20 protein-coding genes are annotated in these 20,561 nt (G+C 71.9%); 16 read left to right on the top strand and 4 right to left on the bottom strand.

Annotated elements, in window-relative coordinates; all coding sequences use genetic code 11:
* Positions 1-218: 218 nt before the first annotated feature.
* Together EV384_RS28160 and EV384_RS28155 are read left to right on the top strand one after the other, a co-directional pair.
* Positions 219-1,517 carry an aspartate aminotransferase family protein gene (locus EV384_RS28160; protein WP_130337986.1) on the top strand — a complete coding sequence of 433 codons (1,299 nt, stop codon included), beginning with the start codon at positions 219-221 and terminating at the stop codon, positions 1,515-1,517.
* A gap of 119 nt (positions 1,518-1,636) precedes the next feature.
* Positions 1,637-3,124 (top strand): CoA-acylating methylmalonate-semialdehyde dehydrogenase, encoded by a 1,488-nt coding sequence (locus EV384_RS28155; RefSeq protein WP_130337984.1) that lies wholly within the window; start codon positions 1,637-1,639, stop codon positions 3,122-3,124.
* On the opposite strand, the gene EV384_RS28150 is transcribed toward EV384_RS28155, so the two are convergent.
* The gene (locus EV384_RS28150) at positions 3,096-4,475 is read right to left on the bottom strand and encodes an acyltransferase family protein (RefSeq protein WP_130337982.1); all 1,380 of its coding nucleotides are present in this window, start codon (positions 4,473-4,475) and stop codon (positions 3,096-3,098) included. The two genes, EV384_RS28155 and EV384_RS28150, sit on opposite strands and share 29 nt — an antisense overlap.
* 206 nt (positions 4,476-4,681) lie before the next feature.
* On the opposite strand from EV384_RS28150, the gene ngcE (EV384_RS28145) reads away from it, so the two are divergent.
* From ngcE (EV384_RS28145) to EV384_RS28115, 7 genes are all read left to right on the top strand, one after another.
* Positions 4,682-6,097, top strand: a complete 1,416-nt coding sequence (gene ngcE, locus EV384_RS28145; RefSeq protein WP_130337980.1) for an N-acetylglucosamine/diacetylchitobiose ABC transporter substrate-binding protein — start codon at positions 4,682-4,684, stop codon at positions 6,095-6,097.
* 61 nt (positions 6,098-6,158) lie between these two features.
* The gene (locus EV384_RS28140; protein WP_130337978.1) at positions 6,159-7,067 is read left to right on the top strand and encodes a carbohydrate ABC transporter permease; all 909 of its coding nucleotides are present in this window, start codon (positions 6,159-6,161) and stop codon (positions 7,065-7,067) included.
* Positions 7,064-7,960: a carbohydrate ABC transporter permease gene (locus tag EV384_RS28135; RefSeq protein WP_130337976.1), complete on the top strand. Its 897-nt coding sequence runs from the start codon at positions 7,064-7,066 to the stop codon at positions 7,958-7,960. Before EV384_RS28140 ends, EV384_RS28135 begins: the two co-directional genes overlap by 4 nt.
* A gap of 90 nt (positions 7,961-8,050) precedes the next feature.
* On the top strand, positions 8,051-8,587 hold the full coding sequence (locus EV384_RS36940; RefSeq protein WP_130337974.1) for a hypothetical protein: 537 nt from the start codon (positions 8,051-8,053) through the stop codon (positions 8,585-8,587).
* Between the two features lie 88 nt (positions 8,588-8,675).
* The gene (locus EV384_RS28125; RefSeq protein ID WP_130337972.1) at positions 8,676-9,050 is read left to right on the top strand and encodes a glyoxalase superfamily protein; all 375 of its coding nucleotides are present in this window, start codon (positions 8,676-8,678) and stop codon (positions 9,048-9,050) included.
* Positions 9,043-9,363 (top strand): ArsR/SmtB family transcription factor, encoded by a 321-nt coding sequence (locus EV384_RS28120; RefSeq protein WP_130337970.1) that lies wholly within the window; start codon positions 9,043-9,045, stop codon positions 9,361-9,363. The genes EV384_RS28125 and EV384_RS28120 overlap by 8 nt, the downstream gene beginning before the upstream one ends.
* Entirely contained in the window at positions 9,356-9,787 is a 432-nt protein-coding gene (locus tag EV384_RS28115) for an SRPBCC family protein (RefSeq protein ID WP_130337968.1), read from the top strand. The genes EV384_RS28120 and EV384_RS28115 overlap by 8 nt, the downstream gene beginning before the upstream one ends.
* A gap of 129 nt (positions 9,788-9,916) precedes the next feature.
* On the opposite strand, the gene EV384_RS28110 is transcribed toward EV384_RS28115, so the two are convergent.
* Positions 9,917-10,906 (bottom strand): N-acetylglucosamine kinase, encoded by a 990-nt coding sequence (locus EV384_RS28110; RefSeq protein ID WP_130337966.1) that lies wholly within the window; start codon positions 10,904-10,906, stop codon positions 9,917-9,919.
* Between the two features lie 197 nt (positions 10,907-11,103).
* On the opposite strand from EV384_RS28110, the gene EV384_RS28105 reads away from it, so the two are divergent.
* The 7 genes from EV384_RS28105 (at position 11,104) to EV384_RS28075 (ending at position 18,745) form a co-directional block, all read left to right on the top strand.
* Positions 11,104-12,072, top strand: a complete 969-nt coding sequence (locus tag EV384_RS28105; RefSeq protein WP_130337964.1) for a MurR/RpiR family transcriptional regulator — start codon at positions 11,104-11,106, stop codon at positions 12,070-12,072.
* Complete coding sequence (locus tag EV384_RS28100) at positions 12,069-12,818, top strand: SIS domain-containing protein (protein WP_130337962.1); 750 nt, start codon at positions 12,069-12,071, stop codon at positions 12,816-12,818. The genes EV384_RS28105 and EV384_RS28100 overlap by 4 nt, the downstream gene beginning before the upstream one ends.
* A 26-nt stretch (positions 12,819-12,844) precedes the next feature.
* Positions 12,845-14,257, top strand: coding sequence for an N-acetylglucosamine/diacetylchitobiose ABC transporter substrate-binding protein (gene ngcE, locus EV384_RS28095; RefSeq protein WP_130337960.1), 1,413 nt, complete (start codon positions 12,845-12,847; stop codon positions 14,255-14,257).
* A 32-nt stretch (positions 14,258-14,289) separates the two neighbouring features.
* Positions 14,290-15,231: a carbohydrate ABC transporter permease gene (locus tag EV384_RS28090; RefSeq protein WP_130337958.1), complete on the top strand. Its 942-nt coding sequence runs from the start codon at positions 14,290-14,292 to the stop codon at positions 15,229-15,231.
* 13 nt (positions 15,232-15,244) lie between these two features.
* Complete coding sequence (locus EV384_RS28085) at positions 15,245-16,201, top strand: carbohydrate ABC transporter permease (protein ID WP_130337956.1); 957 nt, start codon at positions 15,245-15,247, stop codon at positions 16,199-16,201.
* Positions 16,202-16,334: 133 nt separating this feature from the next.
* Positions 16,335-18,008 (top strand): bifunctional 3'-5' exonuclease/DNA polymerase, encoded by a 1,674-nt coding sequence (locus EV384_RS28080; protein WP_423202924.1) that lies wholly within the window; start codon positions 16,335-16,337, stop codon positions 18,006-18,008.
* A 143-nt stretch (positions 18,009-18,151) separates the two neighbouring features.
* Positions 18,152-18,745, top strand: coding sequence for a nucleotidyltransferase family protein (locus tag EV384_RS28075; protein WP_130337954.1), 594 nt, complete (start codon positions 18,152-18,154; stop codon positions 18,743-18,745).
* A gap of 42 nt (positions 18,746-18,787) precedes the next feature.
* On the opposite strand, the gene EV384_RS28070 is transcribed toward EV384_RS28075, so the two are convergent.
* Both EV384_RS28070 and EV384_RS28065 read right to left on the bottom strand, forming a co-directional pair.
* Positions 18,788-19,702, bottom strand: coding sequence for an amidohydrolase family protein (locus tag EV384_RS28070; RefSeq protein WP_130340868.1), 915 nt, complete (start codon positions 19,700-19,702; stop codon positions 18,788-18,790).
* Positions 19,703-19,707: 5 nt separating this feature from the next.
* Complete coding sequence (locus EV384_RS28065; RefSeq protein ID WP_130337952.1) at positions 19,708-20,517, bottom strand: metal-dependent hydrolase; 810 nt, start codon at positions 20,515-20,517, stop codon at positions 19,708-19,710.
* Positions 20,518-20,561: the final 44 nt, after the last annotated feature.

The raw sequence follows: 20,561 nt of genomic DNA, 5'->3' as shown, positions 1-20,561 counted from the left end.
TCACGTCGGTGCACCGGCCCGCTGCTGCGGAATGAGTGGTCGACCAGCGCGATGACGGACGGAAAGGTAAGTGCCGATCACGCCGCACCCTGGAAACCGCAGCACGCAGGTTGACGCGCTGTCAGGCGCGCACCGTCGCTGCGCTACACAGTGACAGTTGTCCCTGCCGCCGCCCGGTGAAAGCGTGCGAGGACACCAACCGCCTGAAGGGTGCCACCATGACCTCCGACGACCTGCTGGCCCGGCACCGGGCCGTGCTCCCGTCCTGGATGCCGCTCTACTACGACGAGCCGATCGAGCTGGTCTCCGGCTCGGGTCGCCGGGTGACCGACGCGCAGGGGCGCAGCTACCTGGACTTCTTCGGCGGGGTGCTGACCAACATGGTCGGTTACGACATCCCGGAGATCCGGGAGGCGGTGCAGCGGCAGCTCGCCACCGGCATCGTGCACAGCTCGACGCTCTACCTGATCCGGCAGCAGGTCGAGCTGGCCGAGAAGGTCGCCCGGGTCTCCGGCATCCCCGACGCCCGGGTGTTCTTCACCAACTCCGGCACCGAGGCCAACGAGGCGGCGCTGCTGGTCGCCACCAACTACCGCCGCTCGCACCAGATCCTCGCCGTGCGCAACAGCTACCACGGCCGGTCGTACGCGGCGATGGGCGTCACCGGCAACCGGAGCTGGTCGGCCAGCGCGCTCAACCCGCTCCAGGTGGCCTGGCTGCACTCCGGCGAGCGGGTCCGCGGCCTGCTCGCCCGGCTCGGCTCCGACGAGCAGGTCGACGCGGCGGTGGAGGACCTGCGCGAGGTGCTCGCCACCCAGACCGCCGGTGACGTGGCCTGCCTGATCGCCGAGCCGATCCAGGGCGTCGGCGGCTTCGTGCACGCCCCGGACGGGCTCTTCGCCGCGTGGAAGAAGGTGCTCGACGAGTCCGGCATCCTGTTCATCTCCGACGAGGTGCAGACCGGCTGGGGCCGGACCGGGGAGCACTTCTGGGGCTACCAGGCGCACGGCGTCACCCCGGACCTGCTCACCTTCGCCAAGGGCATCGGCAACGGCTTCGCCCTGGCCGGCGTGGTCGGCCGGGCCGACGTGCTGGAGTCGGTGCCGGCGATCAGCTTCTCCACCTTCGGCGGCAACCCGATCTCCACCGCCGCCGGCAACGCCGTCCTCGACTACCTGCTCGACCACGACCTCCAGGCCAACGCGGCCCGCGTCGGCGCGATCCTCGCCGACGGCCTGCGGTCCGCGGTGGGCGGCCTCGACTGCGTCGCCGAGGTACGCGGCAAGGGGCTGATGCTCGGCGTCGAGTTCGTCCGCCCGGGCACCATCGAGCCGGACCCGGCGATGACGGTCCGGGTCTTCGAGGCGTGCCGGGCCGGCGGGCTGCTCGCCGGCAAGGGTGGCCTCTACGGCAACGTGCTGCGGATGGGCCCGCCGCTGACGCTGACCGAGGACGAGGCCCGCGAGGGCCTCGCCATCCTGGTCGACGCGATCCGCTCCTCGGCCGAGGTGGCCTAGTGAGCGCGAGGAGTGAGCCGGGTCTGCGAGCCCCGCAGTCGCGAACGGAAGGTGACTCAGTGAGCGCGAGGAGCGAGCCGGTTCTGCGAGCCCCGCAGTCGCGAACGGAAGGTGACTCAATGACCATCGGGCACTTCATCGACGGCAAGCGGGTGAACGGCAGCTCCGAGCGGCGGGCCGACGTCTTCGACCCGGCCACCGGCCGGCGTACCGGTCAGGTGGAGCTGGCCTGCGCCGCGGACGTCGCGCGCGCAATGGAGGCCGCCGAGCGGGCCGCGCGGGCCTGGCGGGACGCCTCCCTGGCCAAGCGGACGGCCGTGCTCTTCGCCTTCCGCGAGCTGGTCAACGCCCGGCGCGAGCGGCTCGCCGAGGTGGTCACCGCCGAGCACGGCAAGGTGCTCGCGGACGCCGCCGGCGAGGTGCAGCGCGGCCTGGAGGTGATCGAGTACGCCTGCGGCATCCCCTCGGCGCTGCGCGGCGGCTTCAGCGAGAACGTCTCCACCGAGATCGACTCGTACAGCCTGCGCCAGCCGCTCGGGGTGGTCGCGGTGATCTCGCCGTTCAACTTCCCGGTGATGGTGCCGCTGTGGTTCGTGCCGGTGGCGGTCGCCTGCGGCAACGCGGTGGTGCTCAAGCCGAGCGAGAAGGACCCGAGCGCGGCGCTGTTGCTGGCCGAGTGGTTCGCCGAGGCGGGCCTGCCCGACGGCGTGCTGAACGTGGTCAACGGTGACAAGGAGGCGGTCGACGCGCTGCTCGACCACCCCGGCGTGAAGGCGGTCTCGTTCGTCGGCTCCACCCCGGTCGCCCGGTACGTGCACCAGCGCGGTTCGCTGGCCGGCAAGCGGGTGCAGGCGCTCGGCGGCGCGAAGAACCACATGGTGGTGCTCCCCGACGCCGACCTGGACCTGGCCGCCGACGCGGCGGTCAACGCCGGCTTCGGCTCGGCGGGGGAGCGGTGCATGGCGATCTCCGCCCTGGTCGCGGTCGAGCCGGTCGCCGACGCGCTGGTCGCGAAGATCGCCGAGCGGATGGCCGGCCTGCGCACCGGGGACGGCCGGCGCGGCTGCGACATGGGCCCGCTGGTCACCGCCGCGCACGCGGCGAAGGTCCGCTCCTACGTGGAGTCCGGGATCGCGGCCGGCGCGGTGCCGGTGGTCGACGGCCGGGACGTCACCCCGGACGGCGAGGCGGACGGGTTCTGGCTGGGACCGACCCTCTTCGACCACGTCACCCCACACATGTCGATCTACACCGAGGAGATCTTCGGCCCGGTGCTCAGCGTCGTCCGGGTCGGCTCGTACGACGAGGCGGTCGACCTGGTCAACGCCAACCCGTACGGCAACGGCACGGCGATCTTCACCAACGACGGCGGCGCCGCGCGGCGCTACCAGCACGAGGTGGAGGTCGGCATGGTCGGGATCAACGTGCCGATCCCGGTGCCGATGGCGTACTACTCCTTCGGCGGCTGGAAGGCCTCGCTCTTCGGTGACCTGCACGCGCACGGCGCCGACGGGGTCGCCTTCTTCACCCGGGGCAAGGTGGTCACCAGCCGCTGGCTCGACCCGCGTCACGGCGGGGTCAACCTCGGCTTCCCCACCCAGACCTGAGCAGCCGCAGCACCCCCGCCCCGGCCAGGTACGCCACCAGCGCCGGGGCGGGCAGCCCCAGCGGCTCCGGGGCGGCCTTGCGGGTCAGGCTGTTCAGCAGCAGCCCGGCGACCACGCCCGCGTACCCGGCCACCACGAGCACGGTCCGGACAGTCGGCGTGCGACGGGTGCCCTCGGTGCCGGGCGCGCGGGTGTCGGGCCGGGCCGGGGCGGGTCGGCGGGTGCGGGCCTCGATCGGGCCGAAGACGGCGACGAGCACCGCCAGCACCACGGCCAGGGCGAGCAGCCAGGGCACCCGCCACGCCCACCAGGCCGCCGAGCCGACCCGGGGGGTGGGCAGCACGCCGACGGCGTCCAGCAGTCCGACCAGCAGCACGGCGGCGGTCAGGTGCCAGAGGAAGACGGTCAGCACCACCGAGTTCACCGCGATCACCACCTGCCACGGGCGGCTCCGGCGCAGCCAGCGGCGCGCCGGGGCCTGGAGCAGCAGGATCAGCCCGAGCTGGGCGGTGGCCACGGCGAGCAGCGCCAGGCTCGGCGGGGCGGTGTTGTCCAGCCGCTCGCCGGGCACGTTGAGCATCACCACCGGATACGGCCCGACGATCGTGAGCAGCACCAGCGCGACCAGCCCGCCGGCCAGCAGGACCGCCCCGGCCCGGCGCGAGGTGGGCAGCCGCCGGCGGCGCGGCGTGTCCGGGGAGCGGGCGTCGTACCAGGCGAAGCCGAGCTGATGCACGGCCAGCCAGCCGAAGAGGTAGTTCCCGGTCGCCAGGCCGGCCGGGCCGAGCAGCCGGCCCAGGTCGCCGAGCGCCACGAGGCCGACCAGCACCAGCGGCACGACCAGCCCGAAGCGACGGTGCAGCGCGTACATCGGCGGGGTCAGCGGGACGACGATCAGGTAGGCGACCAGGAACCAGAGCGGGATGGTGGCGAACCAGACCACGGTGCGGATCTCGGTGGCGTCGGCGCCGCGCAGCCGGGCGACCGCCGCGCCGATCGCCAGCACCACCAGCAGGGCGGTGGTCGGGCGGACCAGCCGGGCGCTGCGGTCGACCAGCCAGCCGGTGGCCTCGCCGCCCCGGGCGCGGCGGGCGGTCAGCGAGGCGGCGTTGGCGTACCCGCCGACCAGGAAGAAGACCGGCATCACCTGGGCCACCCAGGTCAGCGGCCAGGCCCAGGGCAGGTCGCCCAGGGCGGAGTGGCCGGTGGGCCGGCCGGCCCGGTCGTACCCGATGACGGTCACACCCCAGTGACCGGTGACGACCATGGTGATGGCGAGTCCCCGGAGCAGGTCGACGTAGCGCTCCCGCCCCGCCGGCGTGCGCTCGGCGAGCTGCCGCAGGCGGCGCATGGGCCCAGGCTATGCCAGCCGGCGTTGGCCGGTGGTGATAACGGTTCGGTCGTCGGGTCTTGTGGTCCGCGCCCCACTGTCGTAGAAATTCTTCAGCAAGATTATGCGAAATGAAGACAAGCAACACACGACACCCCCGTGCCTCGACGTCGCGGCCGCCATCCCCCAGCCCGGCGGCCCGCCCGTACCCGAACCGAGGAGATGTGATGAACAGGCGTGACATCCTGCGGCGCAGCGCCGCCGCCGGTCTGCTGGCCACCCCCGCCGCCGGCCTGCTCGCCGGCTGCGCCACCTCCGGCGGCGACGACAAGTCCGATGCCGGCACCTACAAGGGGACCAAGAGCGAGCAGAACCCGCTCGGGGTCAAGGACGACGCCCCGCTCGAGGTGGTGATCTTCAACGGCGGCTTCGGCGAGGAGTACGCCAAGAGCCATGAGGCCATGTACAAGGAGAAGTACCCCAAGGCCGAGATCAAGCACTCCGCGACGCAGGAGATCAACAAGACCCTCCAGCCGCGCTTCGTCGACGGCACCCCACCCGACGTGGTGAACAACTCCGGCGCCGGCCAGATCGACCCCAACGGCCTGGTCTCCCAGAACGCCCTCGCCGACCTGGGCGAGCTGCTCGCCGCCCCGAGCCTCGACATCCCGGGCAAGACCGTCAAGGACACCCTGCTGCCCGGCGCCGTCGACGTCGGCTCGTACGACGGCAAGTTCCTGGTGATGAACTACACCTACACCGTGTACGGCATCTGGCACTCCACCAAGCTCTTCACCGAGCGCAACTGGCAGTACGCGAAGACCTGGGACGAGCACATCGCGCTCTGCAAGCAGATCAAGGCCGCCGGCATCGCCCCCTGGACGTACGCGGGCATCCACCCGCGCTACATGAGCTGGCCGCTGATCTCCACCGCGATCAAGCTCGGCGGCCCCTCGGTCGCCCTGGCGATCGACAACCTGGAGCCGAACGCCTGGAAGTCCGACGCGATGAAGACCGCGGCCGACGCCTGGTACCAGATCGTCAAGGACAAGTACATCCTGGAGGGCTCGCCCGGCCTGGACCACAAGCAGTCGCAGACCGCGTGGTGCCAGGGCAAGGCGGCCTTCATCTCCTGCGGCTCCTGGCTGGAGAGCGAGCAGAAGGACGTCACCCCGGCCGGGTTCAACATGACCGTCGCCCCGACGCCGAGCCTGGGCAGCGGCGACAAGCTGCCCTTCGAGGCGATCCGCGGCACCGCCGGCGAGCCGTTCATCGTGCCGGCCAAGGCGAAGAACGTGGCCGGCGGCCTGGAGTACTTCCGGACCATGCTCTCCAAGAAGGGCGCGCAGGACTTCACGAAGAAGGTCGCCAGCCTCACCGTGGTGGCTGGAACCACCGAGGGCGTCGAGTTGCCGTTCGGGCTGACCAGCGTGGTCAAGGCGCTGGAGGCGTCCGGGTCCAACGGCTTCAACTGGGTCTACAACAACTACTACCGCAAGCTGGAGCGCAACCTCGTCGACGCCGCCTGCGGCGAGTTCTTCAGCGGCCGGTCCACCCCGGCGGAGTTCCTCGACCAGTGCCAGAAGGGCGCCGACTCGATCGCCCAGGACAGCTCGATCAAGAAGTACAAGCGGGCCGCGTGACGTCCCCGGTGGGGGCGGGCCGTCCCGCCCCCACCGACCGAAACCAGGGAGGGTCGCCCCGGTGCGACATGGCAGATACCCGCTGATCGTCAGCTTCCTGCTGCCGCCGCTGGTGCTGTACGGCATCTTCGTGCTCTCGCCGTACCTCCAGGCCTTTCAGATCTCGACCACCGACTGGCTGGGGTACTCCGCGCAGGCCGACCCGGTCGGCCTGGCCAACTTCCGCACCCTGCTGCACGACGGTTACGTCTGGAACGCGTTGAAGAACAACGCGATCCTGCTCGCCCTGGTGCCGGTGCTGACCATCGCGCTCGGCCTCTTCTTCGCCACCATGCTCACCATGGGCGGCCGCAAGGGCCGGGCCGGGGTCTCCGGGGTCCGCGGCACCTCGGTCTACCGACTGGTCTACTTCTTCCCGCAGGTGCTCTCGGTGGTGATCATCGCGCTGCTCTGGAAGGAGATCTACCACCCCAACAGCGGCCTGCTCAACGGCGCGCTGCGGGCCCTGGGCCTGCCCGCCCCGACCTGGCTGGGCGACCCCCGGTTCGCCTTCTGGTGCGTGCTCGCGGTGATGGTCTGGAGCAACGTCGGCTTCTACGTGGTGCTCTTCGGGGCGGCCATGCAGGCCATCCCGCGCGACATCTACGAGGCGGTGCTGCTCGACGGCGCGTCCCGGGCGGTGATGCTGCGGAAGATCACCATCCCGCTGCTCTGGGACACCGTGCAGGTGGCCTGGATCTACCTGGCCATCGCCGCGCTGGACGGCTTCATCCTGGTCCAGTTGATGACCAACGGCGGCCCGAACTTCTCCTCCGACGTGATCGGCAACCGGATGTACGACACCGCCTTCGGCAGCGAGACCAAGTTCGGGTACGCCTCGGCGATCGGCGTGGTGATGTTCTTCCTGACCCTCTCGGTGGCGGTGCTGGCGCTGCGGGCCGCCCGGCGCGATCGGATCGAGCACTCGTGACCACAGTGGAAGAGACGACGCCGGCGGTGGCCCCGCCCCGGTCGGCCGACCGGCCGCTGCGGCGGGAACTGGGCGTGGCGAACGCCTTCTCGCACACCTTCCTGCTGCTCTGGGCGGCGATGACCGTGCTGCCGCTGGCCTGGATGTTCCTGAGCTCGCTCAAGAGCAACAGCGAGATCCTGGCCGACCCGTGGGGGCTGCCCGGCGAGCTGCGCCTGGACAACTGGGCCCGGGCCTGGACGAAGGCGCACATCGGCCAGTACTTCCTGAACAGCGCGGTGGTGGTGGCCGGCTCGCTGACCTTGACCATGCTGCTCGGCGCGGCCGCCGCGTACGTCTTCGCCCGGTACGAGTTCCGCGGCCGCCAGGTGGTCTACTACCTGTTCGTGGGCGGGATGATGTTCCCGGTCTTCCTGGCCCTGGTGCCGCTCTTCTTCGTGGTGCGCAACGCCGGGCTCTTCGGCACCTGGACCGGCCTGATCCTGGTCTACGCGGCGTACTCGCTGCCGTTCACCGTCTTCTTCCTGACCGCGTTCTTCCGGACCCTGCCGACCTCGGTGGCCGAGGCCGCGCTGATCGACGGCTGCGGTCACTTCCGGCTCTTTTTCCGGGTGATGCTGCCGATGGCGCGACCGGGACTGATCAGTGTCGCCATCTTCAATTTCCTCAGCCACTGGAATCAGTTCCTGCTGCCGCAGGTGTTGATGCAGGGCGACGAGTCGAAGTGGATGCTCGCCCAGGGGTTGAACGCGCTCGCCGTCAACCAGGGCTACGCCGGCGACTACGCACAGCTCTTCGCCGGCCTGACCATCGCCGTGCTCCCGGTGCTGGTGGTGTACGTGACGTTCCAGCGGCAGATCCAGGCCGGGCTCACCGCGGGCCAGCTCAAGTGAGGTGTCGCCCGCCACAGGAAACGGGGCAGCGGGGTCTCCGGGTGCTCCTCTATGGTGGGTCGGCACATTAACCGGATTGACGGGGATCACATGTTTGAACTTGTCTACGAAATCCTGCTGATGCTCGGCGGCATCGCGATGATCGTCACCGGTCTCGCAATCCGCGAGCAGGGCACGGGCTCCCGGATCCTGAACGTCGTCGTGGGCCTCGCCTTCTTCTGCTACGGCTTCTACCTGATGTTCCTCGCTCCCGTGGGCAGTAGGTACACGATCTTCTTCTACGCCTTCATCCTGCCGATCCTGCTGATCGTCCGGGCCGTGAAGGCGCGCAAGGAGGCCAGGGACGAGGCCGGCGCGCCCCAGTTCGCCGCCCAGGGCCACCCGGGCCAGCCCGCGCAGGGTTGGTCGGCGCCGCAGGGCCAGCCCGGCCCGTACGGCCACGCGCCGCAGGGGCAGCCCGGCCACCCGGCCCCGCAGGGCCAGTACGACGCGGCCCCGCAGGCCCAGCACGGCCAGGCGCCGCAGGGGCAGCCCGGCTACCCGGCGCCGCAGGGGCAGCCCGGCTACCCGGCGCCGCAGGGGCAGTACGGCCACCCGCAGGGCCAGCAGGGCTATCCGACCAGCTGACCGCGGATCTCGGAGCAGGCCGGTCGGCGGCGTCGGCCGGCCTTCTCTCGACTTGACCCGTAGGAAATCTCCTACCTATTGTGGCGGCATGACAGTGACCCATGTGCAGCTGGTCTCCGTGCCGGTGAGCGACCAGGACCGGGCCCGTGACTTCTACGTCGACACCCTCGGCTTCGACCTGATCTGGGACAACCCGATGGGCCCCGGCGGCCGGTGGGTGCAGGTCGCGCCGAAGGGGGCGGCGACCGCGCTGACGCTGGTCACCTGGTTCCCCACCATGCCGCCGGGCTCGCTCAAGGGCCTGGTGCTGGAGACCGACGACCTCGACGGCGACGTGGCCGCGCTGCGCGCCCGGGGCGTGGACTTCGCCGACGGCGGGATCCAGACCGCGCCCTGGGGCCGGTACGTCACCTTCGACGACCCCGACGGCAACGGCATCGTGCTCCAGGCCACCCGTGTCTGAGGGGGACGTCTTCGCCGCGCTGGCCAACCCCACCCGGCGGGAGCTGCTCCGGCTGCTGCTGGAGCGGGGCGAGCAGCCGGTGCAGCGGCTCGCCGACCACTTCGACATGCGCCGCCCCAGCCTCTCCGAGCACCTGAAGGTGCTCAAGGACGCCGGGCTGGTGGTGGAGCAGCCGCTCGGCCGGCAACGGTTCTACTCGCTGCGCCCCGAGCCGTTGCGGGAGGTCGCCGACTGGCTCGGCCCGTACGAGCGGTTCTGGCGCGCCCGCCTCGCCGACCTGCGCGACGTGCTGGACGGGCTGCCCGATGACTGACCGGGCGACCATCGCCGTGGATCAGTTCCTGGCCCACTCGCCGGCCAAGGTCTGGCGAGCCCTGACCGATTCTGATCTGTTGTCCCGCTGGCTGATGCCGAACGACTTCCGCCCCGTACCGGGTCACCGCTTCACCTTCCGCACCGAGCCGCGGCCCGGCCAGGGCTTCGACGGGGTGGTGCACTGCGAGGTGCTGGAGCTCGACCCGCCGCGCCGGCTGAGCTGGGCCTGGCGCGGCGGCCGGCTGGACACCGTGGTCACCTGGACCCTCGCCCCCGAGGGGCGGGGCACCCGACTCTTCCTCGAGCACGCCGGCTTCGACCCGGACGACCCGGTGCAGCGCCGCACTTTCACCCTGCTCGACGGCGGCTGGCGCAGCCACGTCTGGCGCCGGCTCGAGGCGGCGCTGACCGCCGTCGACTAGCAGCTCGCCGGACGGGGTGCGCTGCGTCCTGCCCCGGCGCGGGAGCGTCGCCGACCCCGCATCGCAGCCCGACGGCGTCCGCAGCCGACCGCGGCCCCGGACGACCCGCGCCGGTCCCCGGCAGGGCCGTCAGGCCGGCGGCGGGACCAGCACCGCGTGCAGCGCGGTCGGATCCGACACCTCGGGCAGGTCAAGGGCGGCGAGCCAGGCCGCCGCGGCGGCGCCGTCGCCGGCCGTGCGCAGCGGCGCGTCCGGCCAACGGCGGGCCAGTTCGGCGCGGGCCGCCGCGGCGAGCGGGGTGTCGCCGGTGAGCAGCCCGCCGCCGACCACCAACGGGTCGCTCACCCCGGCCGGCCGGATCCGGGTCACGCTCTCGGCGAGCAGCGCGGCGGCCTCGGCGACGAGGTCGAGGCCGGCCGGCTCACCGTCGGCCGCGGCCGCCACCACCAGCGGGGCGAGCCGGGCCAGCTCCACCGGCGGGCGGCGGGTCACCGCCTGCACCACCGCCTCGGCGGTCGCCCGGGGGCGGGCCGCCACCTCGGCGGTGCCGGTCAGCTCGGCGAGCACGCGGGTGGCGAGGACGCCCGGCGGGCGGGCCCGGTCCAGGTCGGTCAGCAGCCGCCGGACCGCCTCCCGGCCGAGCCAGAAGCCGGAGCCGGCGTCGCCGAGCAGCCAGCCGTGCCCGTCCGCGGTGCGGTCCAGGCGCAGGTCGCGTACCTGGGCGGCGATCGCGCCGGTCCCGGCGATCAGCACGGTGCCGTCCGGGACGGCGGTGCCCGAGGCGTACGCGACGAGGGCGTCGCCGTGCACCGCGTACGGGCAGCGCAGGCCGGCGTCGTGCCAGGCGCGGTCGAACGCCGCCCGGCCCGCCGGGTCGGCGAGCAGCCGGCCCGCGCCGGCCAGCCCGATCGCGCCGGCGCGCACCCGGGACGGGTCCACCTCGGCGAGCGCCGCGCGCAGCGCGGCCGACAGCTCGGCCGCCGCCCGGTCGGCGCCGTGACTGGTCGGGTTGCCGCCGCCGGCCCGGCCGGAGCCGAGGCGTACGCCGTCGAGGCTCAGCGCGGCCGCCCGGGTGGACGTACCTCCGACGTCGAGACCGACCACGACGATGCCGGACATCCGGTGGGCCTCCCTGGGGTCGCTGCTGGCGGCCTTCATGCTGGTCGGCCCGGCTCCCCGAGGCAAGATTGGCGAGCGCGTCGGGCGCTGTGCGCCAGGTAACAGTTTGAAAACTTCGCCCACGGCCTTGACACGGAGGGCCCTTCAGTAAGAACTTTTACCACTAACAGTTAACACTCTTTTCCGAAAGGCGTCCCATGGTTGATCACGAGGTGGACACCCCCGCGTTGCACCTGCACGCGGTGGTCGACGCCGACGCGGTCGACCGGCCGAGCGCGGTGGCCGTCTCCGCGGACGGGGTGCTGGCCAGGGTCCGGGCCGGGGCGGGGGAGCTGACGGGGGCGTTGCGCCGGGTCGCTGAGCACGTGCTCAGCGATCCGGAGGCGGCGGCCCGGGCCACCATCGTGGAGCTGGCCGAGCGCAGCGGCACCTCACCGGCGACCATCACCCGGTTCTGCCGGGCGATGGGCTTCGAGGGCTACGCCGACCTGCGACTCGGCATCGCCTCGGAGACCGGCCGGGCCCGGTCGGCGGGCTGGACGGTCGACATCGGACGAGAGATTCAGCCCAGCGACCCGCTGACCCGGGTGCTGGACCAGATCATGGCCGCCGACACCCGGGCCATGCACGACACGGCCGCGCTGCTCGACCTCGCCGAGGTGGAGCGGGCCGCGGTGGCCATCGCCGGGGCGAGCCGGGTGAACATCTTCGGCGCCAGCGGCAGCGCCCTGGTCGGCGAGGAGATGCAGTTCAGCCTGCACCGCATCGGGGTGGCCGCGTGGGCCTGGAGCGACGTGCACGAGGGCCTGGCCAGCGCCGCGCTGCTGGGCGCCGGGGACGTCGCGCTCGGCATCTCGCACACCGGGCAGACCCGGGAGACCATCGAGATGCTCGCCGAGGCGGGCAGCCGGGGCGCCACCACCGTCGCACTGACCGGCTTCCCCCGCTCGCCGCTCGCCGAGCTCGCCGACATCGTGCTGGTCACGGCCAGCCAGGCCACCACCTTCCGACCGGACGCGCTCTCCGCCCGGCATCCCCAGCTCGTCGTCCTCGACCTGCTCTACATCGCGGTGGCGCAGCGGACCCACGACCGCGCCCACGCGGCCTTCCGGCGTACCGCCCAGGCCGTCGACGGGCACAAGGCCGCGAAGGGGGCCGCCTCATGATCAGCGCACAGCGGTACGCGGACGCCGTCCGCCCGATGCTCGACCGCCTGGTCGACACCCAGGCCGAGGCGGTCGACCGGGCGGCCGACCTGATCGCCGCCGGGCTGCGGGCCGGCGGGGTCCTCCAGGGCTTCGGCGCGGGGCACTCCGAGGCGTTCGCAGCCGAGCTGGTCGCCCGGGCCGGCGGGCTGGTCCCCACCAACCGGCTCTCCCTGCACGACCTGGTGCTGCACGGCGACGCGCCCCGCGACGTGCTCGCCGACCCCAAGCTGGAACGCGACCCGGCCGTCGCGCACCAGCTCTACGCGCTCGCGGCCCCGCACCCGCGGGACGTGTTCGTGGTCGCCTCCCAGTCCGGCATCAACGGCTCGGTCGTCGAGCTGGCGACGCTGGTCAAGGAGCACGGCCATCCGCTGATCGCGGTCACCTCGGTCGAGCACACCGCTCGGGTCGCCCCGCGGCACCCGTCCGGGCACCGGCTCGCCGACCTCGCCGACGTCGTGCTGGACAACGGCGCGCCGTACGGCGATGCACTGCTGCCGCTCGAGGGCGGCGGCGCGGTCTGTGCGGTCTCCTCGGTCACCGCGGCGCTGCTGGCGCAGCTGCTGACCGCCGAGGTCGTACGACGGTTCCACCAGGCCGGGGAGGTACCCCCTATCTACCTCTCCGCCAACGTCCCCGGTGGGGACGAGCACAACCTCGCCCTCGAGTCGCGGTACGCCGGGCGCCTCCGGCGGACCGCCTGACCCGGACACCACAAGGAGAGACAGAGATGTCGATTACCCCCGAGAACCTCGGCGACCTCAGCCGCCGGACCCTGCTGCGGCGGGCCGCCGCGGCCGGCCTGCTCGCCACCCCGGCCGCCGGCCTGCTCAGCGCCTGCGCCGGCAGCGAGCCGAGCAAGTCCGACGACACCGGCGCCGCCAAGAGCAAGGACAACCCGTTCGGCGTGAAGGACGGCAGCGCCGTCAAGGTGGTCATCTTCAACGGCGGCCTCGGTGACCAGTGGGCCAAGGAAGACAAGGTCGTCTTCAACGCCAAGCACCCGAACATCACGGTCAACATGAGCTCCACCCAGAAGATCAAGACCGAAGAGCAGCCGAAGATGGCGACCCAGCCGAGCGACCTGGTGATGAACTCGGGCGCGGACAGCATGGACCGCAGCACCCTGATCAACGAGGGCGCGATCGAGCCGCTCGACGACCTGCTCACCGCGCCGGCGTGGGACGGCGAGGGCACGGTGGCCGACACGCTGCTGCCGGGCACGGTCGGCGACGGCACCCAGAACGGGAAGTTCTACGTCGTGAACGTGGCGTACACGGTGTGGGGCAACTGGTACAACGCGGCCCTGTTCAAGAAGGAGGGTTGGCAGGCGCCCACGACCTGGGACGAATTCTTCGCCCTGGCCCCGAAGATCAAGGCGAAGGGCATGGCGCCCTACGTCCACGACGCCGTGCACGGCTACTACCCGCGCTGGGCGCTCATGGCGAGCATCTGGAAGGCGGTCGGCAAGCAGGCCGTCATCGACATCGACAACCTGAAGGACAACGCCTGGAAGGCCGACGGCATCGTCGCGGCGCTGGAGCCGTGGGAGAAGCTGGTCAAGGACCGGCTGCTGCTGCCGGGCAAGCTCGACCACACCCAGTCGCAGCAGGCCTGGCTCGACGGCAAGGCCGCGTTCATCCAGGTCGGCACCTGGCTGAAGAACGAGATGTCCGCCACCATCCCGCCGGGATTCGAGCTGACCCTCTCCGACTACTGGTCGAAGCCGGGCGACAAGGCGGCCAAGGACGTGTACGCCGGATCCGGCGAGGGCTTCGTGGTGCCGAGCAAGGCGCCGAACAAGGAAGCCGCCAAGGAGTTCCTGCGGGCGATCCTGTCCAAGGCCGGCTCGGCGAAGTTCGCGGAGCTGACCAAGTCGCTGGCCTCCACCAAGGGCTCCGGCGACAACGTGCAGGACACGGCGCTGGCGTCCGCGAACACGCTGATGAAGAACGCCACCTCGGACCTGATCTCGGTCAAGTTCCCGGACTTCTACGCCGACCTGGACAAGGAGAGCCAGAACCTGTCCGAGGAGCTGATGGCCGGCCGGCTCACCGCGCAGCAGTTTGTGGACAAGATGCAGGCGGCCGCGGACAAGGTCGCCAAGGACTCCTCGATCAAGAAGCAGACCCGCACGGCCTGACCGACCCCGATCAGTTAGAGAAGTGAGTGACCATGCGGCATGGTGTTGCGCGTTTCGTCACGGGTTTCCTGGCCCTGCCGGTTGCGCTGTACCTCTTCTACGTGGTGTGGCCCTTCGTGCAGGCGGCGGGTTACTCGCTGACCGACTGGGGTGGGTACTCGGACTCCCAGCACTTCGTCGGTCTTGACAACTACGTCCGGCTGCTGTCGGACGAGTTGATCAGGAAGGCCTTCTGGCACAACGTGTTCTTCCTGGTCACCGTGCCGCTGTTCACGATCGCGCTGGCCCTGTTCCTCGCGTTCCTGCTCAACGTGGGCGGACGCGAGGACAGGGCCGGCATCCGGGGCGTGTTCGGCTCCGCTCTCTACAAGGTCATCTTCTTCTTCCCGCAGGTGCTGTCGCTGGTGGTCATCGCCGTGATGTGGCAGCAGATCTACCGGACCGACAGCCAGGGCCTGATCAACGGCCTGCTCATCAAGATCGGGCTGGTCGACGCGGAGAACCCGCTCGCCTTCACCGCCGACCCGGAGCCGTTCCTCGGCGTGCCGGCGGTGCTCTGGTGGCTGCTGCTCATCGCGGTGTGGAGCGGCGCCGGCTTCTACATGGTGCTCTTCTCCGCGGCCATGCAGTCGATCCCGAAGGACATCTACGAGGCGGCGATCCTCGACGGGGCCAGCCGGTTCCACACGTTCTTCCGGGTCACCCTGCCGCTGCTCCGGGACACCATCTCGGTCGCCTGGGTCTACCTGGGCTTCATCGCCCTGGACATGTACGCCCTGGTCTTCGTCATGACGCCGAGCCAGGGCGGCCCGAACCACGCCAGCGAGATCTTCGCCTCGGTGATCCAGTTCAACGCGTTCCAGAAAGGCCAGTTCGGCTACGCCTGCGCGATCGCCGTGGCGCTGGCCATCTTCACCATCCTGCTGGCCGCCCTCCAGCTGAGGATTACCCGTCGTGACCGGATCGAGTTCTGAGGAGGCCTGGACGATGAGCACGGTGACCCACACCTCCGGCCAGAGGCGACCCGATGCGGTGCCGCCGGCCGGTCCGGCAACGGGCCGACGGGCGGGAGCCGCCGCCTACAGCATCGGCGGCCGGATATTCAACGGCTTCTCGCACCTGTTTCTCGCGGTGTGGGCGGTCATGGTGGTCTACCCGCTGTTCTGGGTGGTGATGTCCGCACTCAAGACCGACTCGGAGGTGATCCGCGAGCCGCTGTCGCTGATCCCTGAGTCGCTGCAGTGGGACAACTTCGCCCGGGCTTGGACGGCCGGGATCGACAGCTTCTTCCTGAACACGCTGCTCGTGCTCGTCTTCAGCGTGACCCTGACGATGCTGCTGGGCTCGATGGCGGCGTACGCGCTGGCCCGCTACGAGTTCCGGGGCAACCGGCTGATCTACTGGATGTTCCTGTCGGGGCTGACTCTGCCGGTCTACCTCGCCGCGGTGCCACTGTTCAAGGGCGTCTACAACATGAACGTGGTGTTTCCGCTGCTCGGCCCGAACAAGCACGCCACGCTGATTCTGGTCTATGTGGCCTGGTCGCTGTCGTTCACCGTCTTCTTCATGCACTCGTTCTTCCGGACGCTGCCGCACTCGATCGCCGAGGCGGCGATGGTCGACGGCGCCTCGCACACCCGGTCGTTCTTCAGCGTCATGCTGCCGATGGCCAAGCCGGGCCTGATCAGCATTGGCATCTTCAACGTGCTCGGCCAGTGGAACCAGTGGTACCTGCCGACCCTGCTCATGCAGTCGGTGTCCGGTGAGCCGAAGCACCAGGTGATCGCCCAGGGGCTGATCGAGCTCTCGGTCAACCAGGGCTACAAGTCCGACTGGTCCGGCCTCTTCGCCGGGGTCACCATGGCGATGCTCCCGGTGCTGATCGTGTACATCGTCTTCCAGCGCCAGGTCCAGTCCGGCCTGACGGCCGGCGTCGGGAAGTAACCCGCCGCCGCGGGGGCGCGGCTGCACGCGGAGAGTGGCCATTCCGGCAGGGACGGCCACTCTCGGTGTGCAAGGGAGCGTTCCGGCGACGGCGCGGGGTGGACTGTCGCAGGGGCGGGGCAGAATCGCGTTCGTGCTGGTGGCGGTGGTGGCGGACGAGCGGGACGGGGGAGTGCTGCGACCCCTCGACGCCGCCGGCCGGCCCGTGGGGCCGGCGGAGCCGGTGGCCGACCTCGCCGCCGCGGTGGCCGCCCGGGAGGCCGCCGAGCGCCCGCGCTGGGTCTGGGCCGCCGGGTCGGGGGTCTATCCCGCGCTGCTGCGCGCCGGGGTCCGGCTGGAGCGCTGCCACGACGTGGAGCTGACCGAGGCGCTGCTGCTCGGGCACGCCGGCCGGTGGGGCGAGCCCCGGTCGCTCGCCGCGGCCTGGGCGCGGCTGACCGGCGCGCCGGTCCCGCCCGACCCGGCGCCGCGGGCGCCGGAGCCGCCGGGCCACGGGCAGGGCGCGCTCTTCGACGCGCCGTCCGGTCCGCCGGGCCCGGGCATCGAGGCGCTGACCCGGGTGTACGCCGACCAGCTCGCCCGGATCGCCGCGACCGAGCACCCCGGCCGGTTCCGCCTGCTCGTGGCGGCCGAGTCGGCGGGCGCCCTGATCGCCACCGAGATGGGGGCGGCCGGGCTGCCGTGGCGGGTCGAGGTGCACGACGCGATCCTCGCCGAGCTGCTGGGGGAGGCCTCCCCGGTGGGTGGGCCGCCCCGCCGGCTGGCCGAGCTGGCCGCCCTGATCGCCGAGGCGTTCGGCGTACGGCAGCTGCACACGGACTCCCCTGCGGAGCTGCTGAAGGCGTTCGCCCGGGCCGGCGTGGAGCTGCCGAACACCCGGGCCTGGGTGCTGCGCGGGGTGGAGCACCCGGCGGTGCCGCTGGTCCTGGAGTACAAGGAGCTCTACCGGATCTGGACGGCGCACGGCTGGGCGTGGCGGGACGCCTGGGTCTCCGGCGGCCGCTTCCACGCGGAGTACGTGCCGGGCGGCGTGGTCTCCGGCCGGTGGGCCACCCGGGGCGGCGGGGCGCTGCAGATCCCGAAGGTGATCCGGCGGGCGGTGGTGGCCGATCCCGGCTGGACCTTCGTCGTGGCCGACGCGGGCCAGTTGGAGCCGCGGGTGCTGGCCGCGGTCTCCGGGGACGCCCGGCTCGCGGCGGCCGGTGGGGCCGGCGACCTCTACGCCGCGCTCGCCCGGGACGCCTTCGCCGGTGACCGGGCCCGGGCGAAGGTGGCCCTGCTCGGCGCGATGTACGGGCAGACCGGCGGAGCGGCGGTGCCCGCCCTGGCGGTGCTCAAGCGGAGCTATCCGACGGCGTTCGGCTACGTCGAGGCGGCGGCGCGGACCGGCGAGGCCAATGGGCTGGTGCGCTCCTGGCTCGGGCGGACCTGCCCGCCGGGCTCGGTCGGCTTCGCCGACGGCGACGAGGCGGATCCGGACGCCGGGGCGGACCCGCAGGGGCCCCGGGCCCGCGCCGCCCGCTCCCGGGGCCGGTTCACCCGCAACTTCGTCATCCAGGCGACGGCCGCCGAGTGGGCCTCGACGCTGCTGGCCACGTTGCGGACGGCGCTGGCCGGCACGAGGGCGGAGCTGGTCTTCTTCCAGCACGACGAGGTGATCGTGCACTGCCCGGCCGGGCAGGCCGACGCGGTGGCGGAGGCGGTTACCGCCGCGGGCGCGCGGGCCGCGGCGCTGCTCTTCGGCGACACCCCGGTCCGCTTCCCGCTGGACCTGTCCATCGTCGACTGCTACGCCGACGCGGCATAGTCGGGCAATTTTCCCTTTTGCCCCGCCACCCCGCCCCGGGGGCGCTCGTTGGGCCCGTTGTGCGTACGACGGGACGGACCGGACGCGGGTGCGCCGGTGCCGTCCCCACGGTCGAGGGGGCGCAGCTGAACCGGATCGCAGGAATGATCATCGCAGCGGGCGGGGGACGTCGCATCGGCGGACCCGAGGCGCTGCTGCACCAGGGGGAGAAACCCCTGGTGAACCGGATGATCCACACGATGGTCGAGGCGGGCTGCGAGCAGGTCGTGGTCGTCCTGGGCGCGGCGGCCGACCAGGTCCGCGAGACGACGGACCTGACCGGAGCCACCGTGGTGGTCAACCGGGCGTGGGGGACCGGCGTCGGTTCCTCCATCCGCGCCGGACTGGCGGCCCTGACCGACGAGGGGATTGAGGCGGTCGTCGTGGTGCCCGTGGACATGCCGGGGCTGACCGCCAAAGCGGTCCGGCGGGTCGCCGCGCTGCCGTACCCCGACGTGCTGGTCTGCGCGACCTACGACGGGCTGCGCGGCTACCCGATGCTCTTCGGCCGCCGGCATTGGGCCGGCATCGCCACCCTGGCCAGCGCCGACGTCGGCGCCCGGCCCTACCTGCTGGCGCACAAGGACCAGATCGTCGACATCTCGTGTGAATCGGTGGCCGACGGCAGCCGGGTGGACAGCCCCGAGCTGATGGCGCTGTACGGGCTCACCGTGCCCGAGCAGCGGGTGGGCGCCTGACCTCAGGCGCGCGGCGCCCTCCGGCGGGCCCGCCACCCCGACTCAGGTCAGGTCGAACAGGGCCGCCGCGCTGCCCCAGCAGACCGCCCGCAGCCAGTCGTCGCCGAGTCCCAGCTCGGCCAGGCCGGTGAGCTGCTCGGCGTACGGGTAGGGGATGTTCGGGAAGTCGCTGCCGAGCAGCACCTTGCCGGCCAGCCCCAGCTCGCGCAGCCGGGGCAGTTCCCCGCCCGGGAACGGCATGAACCGGTCGAAGAACGAGGTGAACGCCATCGTGGTGTCCAGCCGCACCCGCTCGTGCTTCTCCGCCAGGTCGAGGAACGCGGCGTAGTCGGGCGCGCCCAGGTGGGCCACGACCGCGGTCAGCCCCGGATGCCGGGCGAGCAGCGCGGCGAACGGCTCCGGGCCGGTGTGCGCGGTGCCGACGGGCGCGTGCCCGGCATGCACCACCACCGGTACGCCCGCGTCGGCGAGCAGCCCCCACACCGCGTCCAGCGCCGGGTCGGTGGGGAGGAACCCACCGACCTGGACGTGCACCTTGAACACCCGGGCGCCGGCGTCGAGCGCCTCGGCGACGTAGCGGACGGCCGCCGGCTCCGGGTAGAAGGTCGCCGAGGGCAGGCAGCCGGGGGTGGCGCGGGCGAACTCCAGCGTCCACCGGTTCAGCGCCTCCGCCATGCCGGGCCGGTGCGGGTACGCCAGCGCGGTGAACGCCCGTACGCCGAGCCGGCGCAGGTGCGCCACCCGCTCCGCGTCGCCCCACCGGTACCGGATCGGCCACTCGGTGCAGACCAGCGGCCCGGCCGCGTCGAAGTACGCCCAGACCTTGCGCAGCAGTCGGGGCGGCAGGAAGTGCACGTGCACGTCGGCGAGCCCGGGCAGGCCGAGCCGGCGCCAGAACGCCGGCACGGTGGCGTCCTCGGCCGGCGGCCGACCCGGGTCGGCCGGGGTGTCCTCGATCTCCGTCACACCTCGATGTTGAACCGGTGCAGAACCGACGGCGCGACCAGCCCCACCGCGGCGAGCACCGCCAGGACGGTCAGCGCGGCGCGCAGCACGATCACCTCGGCCTTGCTGCCGGTGCGCAGCGCGATGCTGTTGGGCAGGCCGACCATCATCCACATCCGGCGTCTGATCGGGATCGGCCAGAGGATCGGCACCCCGGCCCGGGTGATCATGTCGCCGAGGATGTGCACGAAACAGCCCACCCCGACGGCCAACCCGATCAGCGGGTAGCCCCGGTCGCCCGGCAGGTTGGCGAAGGTGAACCAGGCGGCGGCCGCCGAGGCCAGCGTCACGATCACCCAGCCGGCCCGCTCGGCCCACTCGTCGAAGAGGCCGCGCAGCGCCAGCCCGATCATGAAGAACAGGATGCTGACCACCGCCCACTTGCCGTAGTGGGCGCAGAGCGCCGTGGTGCCCCAGCCGACCAGCCCGGTGAACGGGAGGGTGTGGGTCAGCGTGCGGTGACCGTTGTTGCGGCGCGGGTCCTTGCTGAGCTTGGTGGCGTAGTAGACGCCGAGCGAGATCTTCTCCATCACCTCGGCGATGAAGAGGCTGAACACGCCGAAGGTCCGGGCCACGGTCGCCCCGCCCTGATTCCGGGTCACCTTGCCGGAGAGGTCGAGGTCGGGGAAGAGCGCCCCGCCCGCGCAGACCGCGGTCCCGACCGCGAGCGCCAGCGGCGTCTGGTGGTAGTCGGCGAACTGGTCCAGGGCCCAGGACCCGGTCAGCCAAACCGCCGCGCCGGACAGCGCGTGGGACGGTCCCATCATGTCGACTCGCCCTCCCCAGAGATCTTGATCGACAAAACTACGCC

It is taken from the genome of Micromonospora kangleipakensis, from assembly GCF_004217615.1.
Lineage (GTDB): Bacteria > Actinomycetota > Actinomycetes > Mycobacteriales > Micromonosporaceae > Micromonospora > Micromonospora kangleipakensis.
This window is presented reverse-complemented; position numbering and strand designations above follow the sequence as displayed.